Below are 13,874 nucleotides of genomic sequence, written 5' to 3'. Positions count from 1 at the left end.
CCGCGCTCACCTGCCTTGTCTTCTCGTACGGTGGCCGGCACGGTCAGACCCGCATCGGCTGGGGCGTCTCGCGGCGCGCGTGGTCCGGTCCGTCGAACTCGCGGATGATCTCGTAGCGGGTGTTGCGCTCGACCGGCCGGAAACCGGCGTTGCGGATCAGGTCGAGCAGGCTCTCCCGGGTCATCTTGTCCGGGGTGCCGAACTCGTCCGCGTCATGGGTGATCTTGTACTCGACGACCGAGCCGTCGATGTCGTCGGCGCCGTGGTTGAGCGCCAGCTCGGCGGTCTGCAGGCCGTGCATCACCCAGAACACCTTGACGTGCTGGACGTTGTCGAACAGCAGCCGGGACACCGCGAAGGTCTTCAGCGCCTCGGCGCCGGTCGCCATCGTGGTGCGGGCCATCAGCTTGTTGCGGATCTTGCCGTCCCGCGAGTCGTGGAAGTCGTGCTGGTACCGCAGCGGGATGAACACGTGGAAGCCGCCGGTCTCGTCCTGCAGCTCGCGCAGGCGCAGCACGTGGTCGACGCGGTGCTTCGGCTCCTCGATGTGGCCGTACAGCATGGTGCACGGCGTCTTGAGACCCTTGCGGTGCGCGAGCCGGTGGATGCGCGACCAGTCCTCCCAGTGGGTGGCGTGGTCGACGATGTGCTGGCGGACCTCCCAGTCGAAGATCTCCGCGCCGCCGCCGGTCAGCGACTCCAGGCCGGCGTCGATGAGCTCGTCGAGGACGTCCTCGGCGGACAGGCCGGAGATCCGCTCGAACCAGTGGATCTCGGTCGCGGTGAAGGCCTTGATCGCCACGGTCGGCGGCAGGGCCTCCTTCAGCGCCCGGATCGAGCGCGGGTAGTAGCGCCACGGCAGCGTCGGGTGCAGGCCGTTGACGATGTGCAGCTCGGTGAGCTGCTCGTTCTCCATCTCCTTGGCGAGGCGGACGGCGTCCTCGATCCGCATCGTGTAGGCGTCCTTCTCCCCCGGCTTGCGCTGGAAGGAGCAGTACGCGCACGACGCCGTGCAGACGTTCGTCATGTTCAGGTGCCGGTTGACGTTGAAGTGGACCACGTCACCGTTCTTCTCGGTGCGGACGTGGTGCGCCAGCCCGCCGAGCCACGCGAGGTCGTCGCACGCGTACAGCGCGATACCGTCCTCGCGGCTGAGCCGCTCACCGGCGACGACCTTCGCCTCCAGTTCCCGCTTCAGACCTGTGTCCACCAACGACTCCTCATCGACTCTGTGTGGGGGTTTGCGAACGCGGCTCAGTAGAGCCCTTCGGGCGCGGCGGAGCTGATCTGCAGCGGCCGTACATTGGCGACGGCGTCACACGGCCAGCCTTCGACCTGGTGCCGGACCGCCTGGTCCCGCTCCATGATGTTGGGCAGGAAGAGGTCGTCGTGCAGGACGGTGAGGCGCACCCGGCCGGTCTCGCCGTAGCCGACCGTCCGGCGCGGGTCCTCCTTGTCGACGACGGCCATCGTGACCTGCGGGTAGTTGGGCAGGTACGGCAGGATGGCGCCGTCCCGCTCGACCGGCAGGCCCATCGCGCAGCCGAACGTGTTGCCGTACGTCATGCCGATCACGCCACCCTGCAGCGCCTCGGCGATCTCCGTGTACATCGGCGGGGTCAGCTGGGTGCCGCCGAGGCCGACGCCCTCCAGGCCGGCGACCAGCTCGGGACGGCGGGAGATGAGCGCCTGCATGATCGCCGGCGTCGTCTCCAGGTAGTGCACCCGGCCCGTCTCCAGCACGTCGGTCATCTGCTCGATGGTGTGCTCGACGTACATGTTCATCTCGACCAGGCGGCTGTCGCGGATCAGCGTCTTGATCCACCGCGGGTCGAGGTCCATCGTGTACACGGTCGACTCGTAGAGCTCCGCGATCTGGTTCGCGCCGCGGCCGACGATGTGCGGGCCGCTCGGGCACGCGTACAGCCAGGTGCGGCCGGGCTCGAAGCCGCTGAGCCGCAGCCCCGCCAGCCGCCACGCGGTGTGGTGCTCGGCCATCGACGGGGTGTGGAAGATGCGGCACGGCTTGCCGGTGGTGCCGCCGGACTCCCAGATCCGCCCCGCGAGGGGCCGCGGCACGTCCGCGGGGACCAGCTGCACGGGGTCGAGCTCGCGCAGCGTGGCCAGCGAGAACGGCCCGAACTGCGCCAGGTCGTCGTAGCGGGTGATGTCGAGCGGGTCGAACCCGAGGTGTGGCCGGCGGGCCAGCCAGTACGGGCTGCCCGTCACCGGGTCGAAGTGCCGGCGGACCACGCGGACGGTCCACTCGTCGAGGTCGGCGGCCAGCCAGGCGTCGGTACGCGCCGCGGCGGGTTCCATGACGGTCGTCATCGATTCGTCCTTCGGGTGCCGGAAGCGATGGGCCCGGCTCGACGCGCCGGACACCGGGAAACAGGCAGCGGTCTCCCACAGCACTTGTGTTGCTGGCATCGTGCCGTGGCGCGGATTGGGGAAATCACCACACTTGATCCCCATGCGAACTGCGGGCCGCCACGAACCGGGACAAGCCGTGACCTTCGGCCGTAAGATCCGGACCATGACCGAGCGGCCGCTGTCGATCGCTTACTCGCCGTGCCCCAACGACACGTTCGTCTTCCACGCGTGGACGCACGGCCTCCTGCCGGGCACGCCCGCGACGACCGTCACCCACGCCGACATCGACGTCACCAACCACCTGGCCGGCAGTGACCGGTTCGACGTCATGAAGATCTCCTACGCGGCGCTGCCCGGCTTCCTGGACCGTTTCGCGCTCGTGCCCTGCGGCGGCGCCCTCGGCCGGGGCTGCGGCCCGCTGCTGGTCGCCCGCCCGGCGGGGACGGTGGAGCGGCTGCGTGAGGCGGTCGTCGCCGTGCCGAGCGAGCAGTCCACGGCGTACCTGCTGCTGCGGCTGTGGGCGGAGCGCGCCGTGCCCGGCGGCTTCGGCGGCATCGTGGTGCTGCCGTTCCACGAGATCATGCCCGCGGTCCGGGACGGCAAGGTCGACGCCGGCCTCATCATCCACGAGGCCCGCTTCACCTATCAGTCCTACGGCCTGCGGGAGCTGGTCGACCTCGGCCGGTTCTGGGAAGAGGACACCGGCCTGCCGATCCCCCTCGGCGCCATCGTGGCCCGCCGCGACCTCGGCGCCGGACGCGTCGACGAGGTCGCCGGCGCGATCCGGGCGTCGGTGCGGCACGCGTGGGCGCACCCCGACGCGTCCCGGGACTACATCCGGCGGCACGCGCAGGAGATGGCGCCGGACGTGACGGCGCAGCACATCGCCCTGTACGTCAACGGGTTCACCGAGGACCTCGGCGACGACGGCCTGGCCGCCGTCCGCGCGCTGCTGGACCGGGCCGCCGCGGCCGGACTGTGCCCGGCCGTTCCGCCCGGCTCGCTCGACACGGTACAACCGATCCGCGTGCCCTGAAGCAGTCCCGTTCCACCGACCCGGAGGTACCCCCGCACATGAAGCCGTCCGTCGTGCGCCCGCTCGCCATCGCCGGCGCCGCCGTCCTCGCCCTGATCGTCTTCTTCATCGCCCGTTCAGCCGCCGGTGACCTGGTGGTCAAGTCCGGCGGCAGCGAGCAGACGGTCAGCGCCGTCGCGGTCGTCGCGACCGTCGTCATCGCCGGCCTCCTCGGCTGGGGCCTGCTCGCGCTGCTGGAGCGCTTCACCGCGAAGGGCCGCACGATCTGGACCGTCATCGCGGTCGTGTTCCTGCTGCTGTCGCTGCTCGGCCCGCTCGGCGGCACCGACGCCGGCACGAAGGTGTCGCTCGCGCTGCTGCACCTGCTGGTCGGCGCCGTGATCATCACCGCGTTCACCCGGACGTCGCAGCGCACCTGACCGTGCACCGGTCCGGGGCCGCCGCCCCGGACGACCGCCCGGCCGGCATGTCGAAGACCGAACGCGATGGGACGCCCTCATGACGCCGCAGCCCGCCGAACCGGACCGCAGCACCGGCACCGTGCCGGCGCGCGGCGGACCGCCGCTGCTGCCGGACGTCGAGTCGGTCGCCGTCGTGATGGTCACCGGCGCCCCCGGCACGGGCAAGAGCACCCTGCTGCGGGCGCCGGCCGGGGCCGGTGTGACGGTGCTGTCCGCGACCTGCACGGAGGCCGGCGCCGCGGTCGAGTTCGCCGCGGCGCGGCAGCTGCTGCCGGTGCAGCCGCGGTCCGGCACCCAGCCGGCACCCGCCGACGGTGGCCATCGCACCGTGCTGCACCTGTACCGCCGCGCGCTGGGCCTGCTCCAGTTCGGCCCGGTGCGCCTCGTCCTCGACGACGCCCACTGGTGCGACAGCGCGACCCTGCGCTGGCTGCACTACCTCCTGCGGCGCTGCACCAACCGGCCGCTGCAGGTCGTCCTCGCCGTCGAGCCCCGCGAGCACCCCGCGCTCGACCCGCTCTTCGCCGACATCCTCGGCGGCCCGCGGCAGCGGATCCTCGACCTCGACGCGCCCGAGCACGCCGGCGCCGAGCCGCGCACCGACCGGCTGCGCCGCTTCCTGAGCCGCCAGCCGAACCTGCTGCGGGTCGCCGTCGCCGCGGCCGCCCTCCAGCAGACCGACCCCGACCTGGTCGGCGCGCTCGCCGGGCTGCCGCCGCAGCTGACCGTCGCCCGCCTCGCGACGCTGCGCAACACCGGGGTGCTCACCGGCGACCCCGACCGGCCGGTGCCACCCGCCATCGCCGAGGTGCTGGCCGGCCTGCTCCCCGCCGACGAGCTGCAGCGGCTGCGGCGCCGGGCGGCGCACATGCTCAACGACGCGGACGCGCCCGTGCGGCACATCGCCGAGGTGCTGCTGGACCTCGACGACCTCGACGAACCCTGGATGCTCGAACGGCTCCGCGAGGCCGCCACCCTCGCCTACGCGCAGGACGCGCCCGCCGCCGTCCGCATCTGGACCCGCCTGCTCGCCGCGCAGCCGCAGTCCCCGGACGCCGCCGTCGACCTGGCCGTCGCGCTGCTCAACGTCGACCCGTCGGCCGCGCTGGTGCACGCCCGGCAGGCGCTGCCACGCACCGGCGACGCCCGCACGAAGGCCCGGGCCGTGGTCTGCCTGGGCCTCGCCGCGCTCGTCACCGGGCGCGAGCCGACGGCGCCGTACCTGCTGCACGACGCCATGGAGACGCTGCGCCGCGCCGCCGGGAACATGCCCTCGCTGCGGGACCGCATCCAGCTCTCGGCCGTCGAGTCGACGCTCGCCGCCAACGCCGTTATCGGCGGCGCCACCTTCCACACCGTCCGCTCCCGCATCGGCGACTCGCCCGTCGGCGTCGCCGGGGCCTCGTCCAGCCACCGGATGCTCGCCGTGCACGCGCTCGCCACCGCCTACGAAGGCGTCGAGGTCGAGCAGGCCACCCGGTACGCCCGGCTGGTGCTGGACCGCCCGGTGACCGGCGACAGCTGGGCGCCGCTGATGGCGACCCGGGTGCTGCTGATGGCCGACGACACCGCCGGCGCCCTGGCCGCCGCGAGCCGGCTGGCCGCGCACCACCGCGACCGCGGCGAGCCGTGCGCCGAGGCCGTCGCCCGCGCGACCTGGGCGCGGATACTCCTGGAGATCGGCGACCTCGAGACCGCCTGGACCGAGGCGACCACCGCGCTGCGGCTCGCCGGGGACGGCGAATGGGGCGCCGCGACCTGGTCCGCGCAGACGATCATCTCGCTGATCAACAGCTCGCAGGCCCGGATCCTCGCCGCCGAGCAGGCGCTGGAGCCGATGCAGGAACGCACCTCCGACATGCCCCTGTGGGAGCAGGTGCAGGCGGTCGGGGCGACGGCGTTCGCCGCCTACTGGGGCCAGGACCACGACCGGTCGCTGCAGCGGCTGCGCGCCTGCGGCCGGCTCCTCGAGGAGGCCGGCGTGGGCAGCCCGGCGTTCAGCAGCTGGTGGCTGGACGAGATCATCATGCTGGCGATCCGCGGCCAGCGGGCCGAGGCGCACCTCCGGCTCGAACAGGCCGAGGAGCTGTGCCGGCGGTGGCGGACCCCGCGCACGGCGGGCATGGCGCTGCTGGCCCGGGCCGCGCTCACCACCGAGGGCCCCAACGTCGAACTGCTGCTCGGCGCCCTCGCCGAGCTGGAGCGCTCCCCCGCCCCGCTGCACCAGGTGAAGGCGCAGCTGATGCTCGGCCGCACCCTGACCGTGCTGGGCGACCGCGCCGCCGCCCGCCGCCACCTGCGCGACGGCATGGTGCTGTCCAACCGGCTCGGCTACACCATGCTGGCCGCACACTGCCGCAACGTGCTCAGCTCCGCCGGCGGCCGCACCGGCACGGAGCTCGCCGCGTGCGGTGAACTGTCCAGCAGCGAACGGGCCGTCGCCCGACTGGCCGCCGGCGGCGCGACCAACCGGCAGATCGCCGAGGAGCTGTTCATCTCCATGCGCACCGTCGAGTTCCACCTCACCAACGTCTACCGGCGCCTCGGCATCCGCCGCCGCGACGCCCTGGCCGGCATCGTCGAGGCGATGCCCCTGTCCCGCCGAACCACCACCGCCGCCACCACAGCCCCCGCCGACGGAAACGCGTCATGACCGCGCCTACGCGATGGCGATCCGCGCTCGCTGCCGCAGGCCGGGGCGCCGCCGCTCACACCAAGGCGCTCCTGGCCGCCGCCGCGACCGGCGACCCCGCACTGCTGGTGGCCGCCGACGGGAGCCCATCGTGACCGCACCCGCCCGCACCGCGACCACCGCCACCCGCTGGCGATCCGCGCTTGCCGCCGCAGGCCGGGGCGTCGCCGCACACACCGAGGCCCGCCTCGCCGCCGCCTCTGGGAACCTTGCGGCGCTGATCGCCGCTGACGGGAGCGCGTCATGACCACGCCGACCCGCACTGCGGCCACCCGGTTACGCTCCGCGCTCGCCGCTGCGGGCGTCGACACGCACATCGAGGCACTTCCTGCCGCCGCAGCCCGCGACCCCGCAGTGCAGATCACCGACGACGGGGGTGGATCGTGACCGCGCCGGCCCGCACCGCGAGCACCGCCACGCGGTGGCGATCCGCGCTTGCCGCTGCGGGCCGGGGCGTTGACGCGCACACCGAGGCGCTCCTGGCTGCCGCCGCGGCCGGGGACCCGGCGGTGCTGATGGCTGCCGCGGCGGCCGGGGACCCGGCGGTGCTGCTGGCCGCGGTGCGCCGCTGCGGGCCGCACCCGGACCTCGACACGCTCAACGCCGCGTGCCGGGAGGTGCGGCGGGACCGGGTCGCCGAGCGGCTGGCGGATCTGCCCGGCCCGCAACTGCGCTGGCTGCGGGTGCGGGCGCTGCTCGGGCCGGGCGTGCCGGAGCGCCTCGCGGCCCGGCTCACGCACGGGCTGCCCGGCTGTCCTGGGCTCGACCCCGCCGATCCGCTCGTCGCCGAGGTGGTGCTCGCCGCGATGGACGGCACCGAACGGGCGGCGCTGCGCCGGCACACCGCCGAGGCGGCCCACGACAAGGGCCTGCCGCCGGTGCTCGTGGGCCGGCTGCTGTCCGCGACCGGGCCGGGCTGGCCGGGCTGGGCGCTGGACGCGCTGCTGGCTGCCGCCGCGTCCGCCCGCGCGGAACGCCGTTGGGAGGCGGCGGCGGCGCTGTACAGCCGTGCCCTGTGCGAGCCGATCGGCGACGAGGCGCGGCTGGCCACCCTCCTGGCGCTCGGCGATGTGCAGCTGAGCTGCGCGCCGGAGGCCGCCGACCGTACGTTCCGCACGGTGCTGAGGACGGCGCCCGACAGCGCGGCCGCGGCCCGGATCGCGGCCGCCGACCGGCTCCTGGTCCGCGGCGACGACGAGGCCGCGCGGCGCGAGCTGGCCGCCGCCTACCATCACGCGCCCGCGACACCGCCACCGCAGACCGGCACCGCCGCCGATCCCACCGCGGCACCACCGCCACCGGGGATCGGCACCGCCGCCGGCCCCGCCACGGCACCGCAACCGCGGACCGGCTCTGCCACCGGTCCCGCCGCAGCGCCGCCGTCTCGGACCGGCACCGCCGCCGGTCCCGCCACAACCGCCGGTCCCACCGCGACACCACCACAGCGGACCGGCGCCGATGCCGGGACCGCCACGGCACCGCCGCCGCAACCGCGGACTGGCACCGCCGAAGGGCCCGCCGCGGAACGGGCGGCGCTGGCGGCGTTGTACTGGCTGGCGGCCGACCGGGCCGGCACCCCTCCGGAGCTGACCTGCGACCGGGTGCCGGCGCCGGGCGACGCCACCACTGACCTCGCCGACCCGGCCGGGCACGGCGTCATGGCGTGGCGGGAGGCGGTGGCGGGCGAGGACCTGGACCGGGCCCGCCGGCACGCACTCGCCGCGCTCGACCCGGCGGCAGGGGTCGTGGTGCCGGCCGCTGTACAGGTGGCGGCGGCCCGCACGCTGACCCTCACCGAGGACTTCGCCACGGCCGAGCACCGGCTGAACGGGCTCGTCGAGGCGACCCGGGGGGCGGGCTCCGCCGCCTGGCCGCTCGCCGCCCGGGCCGAGCTGTGGCTGCGCACGGGCCGCCTCGACGACGCCGAACGTGACCTGCACGACCTGCGTCAGTGCCTGCCGGAACAGTCCTGGCACGCCGGCACCCTGCCCCGGCTGCGGGCGCTGCAGCTCATGCAGCTGCTGGCCACCGGCCGGCGGCGGAAGCTCCGCGCGGTGCTCGACGCGCCGCTGCCGCCGGGCTGCGAGCGCGGCATCGCCTGGGCGCAGCTGCTCTACGCCCGGGCGTTGGCGGAGGCCGCCGACGGTCAGGTCGACGCGGCCGTGGGGATGCTGCACGAGTGCGGCCGCAGGTGCCTGGCCGCCGGGTACCGCAACCCGGCCCTGCTGCCGTGGCGCTCCCAGGCCGCGATGCTGGAGCACGGCCGCGGCCGCGACGCCGAGGCGGCGGCGCTGCTCCGGGCGGAGCGCCTGGCCGCGGAGCGGTGGGGAGCGGCGGGCGCGGTCGCGCTCACCGAGCTGCGGGCGTCGCTGCTGCACGCCGACGCGACGACCCGGGCCGATCGGGCGGTGGTGGCGCTGTGGGCCGCGATGCGCGGCAGCTGGTCGGCCGAGACGCTGCTGACGCTGGAGCGGGCGGCGGCGCGGCGGCGCAGCTCCCCGGCGGCCGGCGCCGCCCTGCGCGCCGCGGGCCGCATCGGAACCGGCAACGGCTGGAGCGTCCGGGCCGGCGGCAAGGGACCGGCTCCGGCCAGGAAGAGCGCCGCGCGGCACGACGCCGGACGGTCTCCGGCCGAGACGGGCGGCGGACCGGGGACGTTGTCGGCGGCCCAGCTGAGGGTCGCCGAGCTGGCCGCGAACGGGCTGCCGAACGCCGCCATCGCCGAGATCCTGGACATCACCAAGCGCACGGTCGAGCTGCACCTGAGCAACGCGTACCGGAGGTTGGGAATCACCAATAGAGCGCAACTTTTCGATGTACTGAGTGGCGCGGCTGGGGAACACTCTCCGGTGTGCTGATCGAGCGGGATCAAGATCTCGAGCTCTGCCGCGCGGCGCTGACCCGGCTCCGCGGCGGGCAGGGCGGTGTCCTCGCCGTCGCGGGCGGCCTGGGTGCGGGCAGGTCGGCGCTGCTGCAACGGACGGCAGACCTCGCCGCCGGCGGCGGGATCCCGGTGGTCGCGGCCGCGGCGAACCGCGCCGAGCAGGACCTGCCGCGCAGCCTGGCGGCGCGGCTGTGGCGGGAGATCCGCGCGTCGGCCGCGGCACGCACCGGCACGCTCCTGGTCACCATCGACGACCTGCAATGGGCCGACGACGCGAGCCTGGCCTGGCTCACCCGGCTCGACCGGCAGGCCGGCCGTGCGAGTGGCGTAGCGGTGCTGGCGGTGCTCGCGGTCCTGGACGGCGACGCGGCCGGCGACCGGCCCGGGGTCCGCGCCGCGCTGGCCCGCGCCGACCGGACGCTTCGACCGGCCCGGCTGTCCCCGGCCGGCGTCGAGCGGCTCCTGACCAGCATGGCCGACGCGTCCGCCGCTAACGGCGCGGCCGGCGCTGCTGGCGCTAACGGCGCTGCTGGCCCTAACGGCGCTGCTGGCCCTAACGGCGCCGCGGGCGCTAACAGCGCGGCTGGCGCTAACGGCGCGGCCGGTGCAAACAGCGCGGCTAGACCAACCAGCGCGGCCGGCAATACCGGCGCCGCTGGCCCTATCGGCGCGGCCGGCGCTGCCAACGTCGGGGCGGCCGGCGCTGCCAACGTCGGGGCGGACCGCGCCGCGGCGGCCCGCTGCCACCGGCTCACCGGCGGCAACCCGCTGCTCGTGCGCGCAATGGCGGCGGACCCCGGCAGCTGGGCACCACCGACCGGATGGACGCCGCCAACCGGGCGAACGCCACCTGCAGGGTCGACGCCACCGGCAGGGTGGACACCGTCAGCCGGGGCGGCACCGTCAGCCGGGTGGGCGCCGTCAGCCGGGTCGACGCCAACAGCCGGCAGCGAGTCGCCGGACGTCACCGGGCGCGAGTACGAGCCACTGCGCCGGCGGGTCGCCGCCGCGGTCACCGCGCTGCCCGCGGCGCAGCGCGCGTTCCTGCTGCACGGCGTGCTGCTCGGCGCCGACGCGGAGCCCGGTCTCGTCGGGCGGCTCGCCGGGCTGGACGACATCGACGCGCGCATCGCCGCCCGGGCGCTGCGCGACATGGGGCTGCACGGGTCGGCCGAGCCGCAGCCGTTGCTGGACGCGGTCGTGCGGCACGTCGTGGGCACCACGATCTGCCCGGAGTCGTTCGCGGTCGGTCACGTGCAGGCGGCGGAGGCGCTGTACCGGGCCGGTGCCCCCGCCGAGCGCATCGCGGCGCACCTGGAGCAGGCCGTGGTGCTGCAGCCGTACGCGGCGGGCGTGCTGTCCGACGCCGCGACGGCCGCCCTCGCCCGCCACGACGTGGCCAGCGCGGTGCGGTACCTGCGGCTGGCGCTGCGCGGGCTGCCGCCGGACAGTGCCGAACGGGCCGGGATCCTCGTCGAGCTCGCCCTCGCCGAACGGTGCGGCAACCCGTCGACGCTGGTGCGCCGCGTGCTGCAGGCCCTGCCTGCGCTGCCCGGTGACGACGCCCGCGCCGTCGCGCTGGCCCGCATCCCCCCGATGGCGCTGCTGTCCGGCGCGGAGGCCGCCGGCGAGGCCATCGACGGCGTCCTGCGGCACCTCGCCCCCGAATCCGCCGCCTCCCCGCCGCCCGCAGCGCCGGCGGCGCCCGCAGCACCTGGAGCGCCCGCAGCACCCCCGAGGCCCAGGGAGCCGGCGGAGTCCGCACAGTCCGCCGGACCCCCGCAGTACACCAGCCACCTGCAGCAACAAAAAAGGCCCGCGACCGCCGGTGACGCGCCGGCGCGGGTGGCGGGTGTCGAGGCGCTGGCGCAGCGGCTGGAGGCGCGGCGGTGGTTGGCGGGCTGGCAGGACCCGGCCGTGCTGGCCGCCGCGACGGTCCGGCTGCGCGACGGGATGATGCGGCCGCGCACCCCGGCCGAGCGGGAGCTCGCGGCGGTGCTGCTGTTCTGCGCGACCATGTCGGCGGAGCTGTCCGCGCAGGAGCTGGCGCCGCTCGCCCAGCTGCTGTTCGAGGCCTTGCCGGTCGACCACGACACGCTCGCCTCGATCGCGCCGCTCCTCGTCGCCTGTGCCGTCGCCGTCGAGCGGGTGCCGGCGCTGCGGCCGTGGCTGGCGGAGGCGAGCCGGGTCTCCGACGCCGCGCCGTGCCGCCGGGTCGCGGCGCAGGTCCACGCCCAGCTGGCGTTTCAGCAGCTGCACACCGGGCAGCCCGGCGCGGCGGCGGCCAGCGCCGCGAACGCGCTCACCGTGCTGCCGGAGGGTCTCGGTGACGACTCGGTCGGCGCCGCGATGCTCTTCGCGGTCGCCGCCGCGGTGCCGGACGACCGGCTGCGGCAGCGGACCGCGGCGCTGTGGCGTCCGGAGCGGGCGACCGCCGAGACGGGCATGCTGCCGATGGTGCGCAACCTGCTGTACGGCGCGACGCTGTACAACAGCGAACCGCAGGCCGCGCTCGTCGCGTTGACCGAGTGCCAGCAGCAGCTCGCCGCCCACGGCTGGCGCAACCGGGCGCTCTTCCCGACCGGCACGATGATCGCGCCGCTGCTGGACCGGCTCGGGCGGGCCGAGGAGGCGGTCGAGTGCATCGCGGAGGAGCACCGGCTGGTGGCCGCCTGGGGTGCGCCGGCGGCGACCGGCCGCACGCTGCGGGTCTGGGGTGAGCTCAGCCAGGGCCGGCAGTCATTGCGCCTGCTCGACGACGCCGTGGACGTGCTGGAGCACTCCGCCAACGAGCTGGAGCTGGCCCGCGCGCTGCTGGCCCGGGGCACCCGGCTGCTCGCGTCGGGGCGCAGGGGTGCCGGCGAGGATCTGCGCCGCGGTGGGCAGCTGGCGGTCGCGGCCGGGCTCTCCTGGCTGATGGAGCCGGCCACGACGGCCCTCGAGGCGCACCACGAGCAGCTGGTGCCCGGGATCAGCTCGTTCACCCCGGCCGAGCGGACGGTCACGGACCTGGTCACGGCCGGGCTGACGAACCACGCCATCGCCACGCGGCTCGGCATCTCCCAGCGGGCTGTGGAGAAGCACCTGACCAACTGCTACCGAAAACTGGGGGTCACCAATAGATCCGCACTAAAGGCGGTTCTCAACCGGGTAGCGGGTAAATTGTCCGATCCACCCATCGAATAGCCTCGTTCGTCTCCAAACAACGGAAGATCACCGCGGGTAATAGTCACACCACTCAAAGCATTCATCGATACATCTCCGCGGCCGTGAACTCTCAAGTCAATGCTCAAATTTTTCGCAAGATCGATGTCCGCCAGTACGACCTACCCGACGGTCACAACTCGGCCCGAACCGGACTTCGGTCAGGATTCCGTTGCGCTCGGTGCCCTGATCCGGCTCCGGGGCCGGTCCGCCGGCCGTCCGGACATACGTTGACCTGCATGGATGGACCACCGCCGGCACCCATACGGAAACCTTGGCCACCCTGCGTCCCCGTCCGGCCACGCCGCGCCGCCGACTACGGTCCACCACACCGAACTAGGCGCACGCCTACCACAGTCTTTGCTGCCCGATTTGCTCGCGTTGACGCTCGCGGAAAGCCGTGCAAGGCTCCCGATGCGAGTTCAAATTTGGAGCATTTGGGAGACGTGTCGATGCTTCTGGTCGGTAACTTGAAGGCAGACGTTCAAGACGCAACTCGGACCGACCCGCTCCGCAGGCAAAACAGGAGTGAAACATCGTCGGAACAGTGCTGTCCATTTCCGCAGCCCCATCCGGCGCTCGTCGGCGCGAGCGAATACGGCGAGCTGTTTCTGTCCATTGTCGAACGGACCGGGGTCGGCCTCGCCGTCCTCAATCCACAACTGCGCATCCAGCAGACAAACGCAGCATTACTGGAGCACTGCGGCCAGCCGCGCTTCGACCTGCACGGATTCGACTTCTCCGAGCTGCTGCACCCGAGTGTGCGGCAGCACATGCGCCGACAGTTCGACCGGCTTCTCACCGGTCGCAGCGGACGATTCGTCGAGCATCTCGCCGCCATTTGGGCGACCCGCACCGCCTTCACCGGATCACTCACCGGAATGGCGGTGCAGGGCGACGCCGGGCAGCTGAAGACAATCGTCGTGCTGGTCGCTCCCGACAAGGGGGAGGACGATCGGCGGGTGCTCATCAGCCCCAACAAGATCTTGACAGAAATCAATGCCAAGATTCTCGAGGGAGTGGCCACCGGTGTCCCTACCGTACAACTGGCCGCAAAGCTGTATCTGAGCCGTCAGGGTATCGAGTACCACGTCAGCAACATGCTGCGGCAGTTCAAGGTGCCGAACCGGGCGGCACTGGTGTCGAAGGCCTACTCCATGGGCCTCTTCGGCGTCGGCTCGTGGCCGCCCAAGGTGCTCAACGAGTACGTGCGCCGCTGAGCGG

At 74.1% G+C, this 13,874-nt stretch carries 10 protein-coding genes; 8 read left to right on the top strand and 2 right to left on the bottom strand.

Annotation, left to right across the window (positions count from 1 at the left end):
• Positions 1-43: 43 nt before the first annotated feature.
• The gene (gene mqnE, locus AB0J72_RS23580; RefSeq protein WP_354905225.1) at positions 44-1,210 is read right to left on the bottom strand and encodes an aminofutalosine synthase MqnE; all 1,167 of its coding nucleotides are present in this window, start codon (positions 1,208-1,210) and stop codon (positions 44-46) included.
• Positions 1,211-1,254: 44 nt separating this feature from the next.
• Entirely contained in the window at positions 1,255-2,331 is a 1,077-nt protein-coding gene (locus AB0J72_RS23575) for a hypothetical protein (protein WP_363402021.1), read from the bottom strand.
• Between the two features lie 205 nt (positions 2,332-2,536).
• On the opposite strand from AB0J72_RS23575, the gene AB0J72_RS23570 reads away from it, so the two are divergent.
• The 8 genes from AB0J72_RS23570 to AB0J72_RS23535 all read left to right on the top strand — a co-directional run bounded on the left by AB0J72_RS23570 (position 2,537) and on the right by AB0J72_RS23535 (position 13,870).
• On the top strand, positions 2,537-3,409 hold the full coding sequence (locus AB0J72_RS23570; RefSeq protein ID WP_363402019.1) for a 1,4-dihydroxy-6-naphthoate synthase: 873 nt from the start codon (positions 2,537-2,539) through the stop codon (positions 3,407-3,409).
• Between the two features lie 38 nt (positions 3,410-3,447).
• Positions 3,448-3,828 (top strand): DUF6069 family protein, encoded by a 381-nt coding sequence (locus AB0J72_RS23565; RefSeq protein WP_363402017.1) that lies wholly within the window; start codon positions 3,448-3,450, stop codon positions 3,826-3,828.
• A gap of 79 nt (positions 3,829-3,907) precedes the next feature.
• A complete protein-coding gene (locus AB0J72_RS23560; protein ID WP_363402015.1) occupies positions 3,908-6,523 on the top strand; it encodes a LuxR C-terminal-related transcriptional regulator in 2,616 nt (871 codons plus the stop codon).
• A gap of 130 nt (positions 6,524-6,653) precedes the next feature.
• On the top strand, positions 6,654-6,809 hold the full coding sequence (locus tag AB0J72_RS23555; RefSeq protein ID WP_363402013.1) for a hypothetical protein: 156 nt from the start codon (positions 6,654-6,656) through the stop codon (positions 6,807-6,809).
• Positions 6,806-6,949 carry a hypothetical protein gene (locus tag AB0J72_RS23550; RefSeq protein WP_363402011.1) on the top strand — a complete coding sequence of 48 codons (144 nt, stop codon included), beginning with the start codon at positions 6,806-6,808 and terminating at the stop codon, positions 6,947-6,949. The genes AB0J72_RS23555 and AB0J72_RS23550 overlap by 4 nt, the downstream gene beginning before the upstream one ends.
• Entirely contained in the window at positions 6,946-9,420 is a 2,475-nt protein-coding gene (locus tag AB0J72_RS23545; RefSeq protein ID WP_363402009.1) for a LuxR C-terminal-related transcriptional regulator, read from the top strand. The genes AB0J72_RS23550 and AB0J72_RS23545 overlap by 4 nt, the downstream gene beginning before the upstream one ends.
• Positions 9,414-12,632, top strand: a complete 3,219-nt coding sequence (locus AB0J72_RS23540; RefSeq protein ID WP_363402007.1) for a LuxR C-terminal-related transcriptional regulator — start codon at positions 9,414-9,416, stop codon at positions 12,630-12,632. The genes AB0J72_RS23545 and AB0J72_RS23540 overlap by 7 nt, the downstream gene beginning before the upstream one ends.
• Before the next feature lie 470 nt (positions 12,633-13,102).
• Positions 13,103-13,870: a LuxR C-terminal-related transcriptional regulator gene (locus tag AB0J72_RS23535; protein ID WP_344506688.1), complete on the top strand. Its 768-nt coding sequence runs from the start codon at positions 13,103-13,105 to the stop codon at positions 13,868-13,870.
• The last annotated feature ends 4 nt before the right edge of the window (positions 13,871-13,874 follow it).

Origin of the sequence: Dactylosporangium sp. NPDC049742 (genome assembly GCF_040674675.1) — a bacterium.
Taxonomy (GTDB): Bacteria; Actinomycetota; Actinomycetes; order Mycobacteriales; family Micromonosporaceae; genus Dactylosporangium; species Dactylosporangium maewongense.
The sequence above is the reverse complement of the archived record's forward strand: the minus strand, read 5'-3'. Positions and strand labels throughout refer to the sequence as shown.

Coding starts and splice junctions, on each gene's coding strand:
- AB0J72_RS23560 (WP_363402015.1), top strand. CDS start 3,908: ATGACGCCGCAGCCCGCCGAACCGGACCGCAGCACCGGCACCGTGCCG.
- AB0J72_RS23570 (WP_363402019.1), top strand. CDS start 2,537: ATGACCGAGCGGCCGCTGTCGATCGCTTACTCGCCGTGCCCCAACGAC.
- AB0J72_RS23535 (WP_344506688.1), top strand. CDS start 13,103: ATGCTTCTGGTCGGTAACTTGAAGGCAGACGTTCAAGACGCAACTCGG.
- AB0J72_RS23565 (WP_363402017.1), top strand. CDS start 3,448: ATGAAGCCGTCCGTCGTGCGCCCGCTCGCCATCGCCGGCGCCGCCGTC.
- AB0J72_RS23550 (WP_363402011.1), top strand. CDS start 6,806: ATGACCACGCCGACCCGCACTGCGGCCACCCGGTTACGCTCCGCGCTC.
- AB0J72_RS23575 (WP_363402021.1), bottom strand. CDS start 2,331: ATGACGACCGTCATGGAACCCGCCGCGGCGCGTACCGACGCCTGGCTG.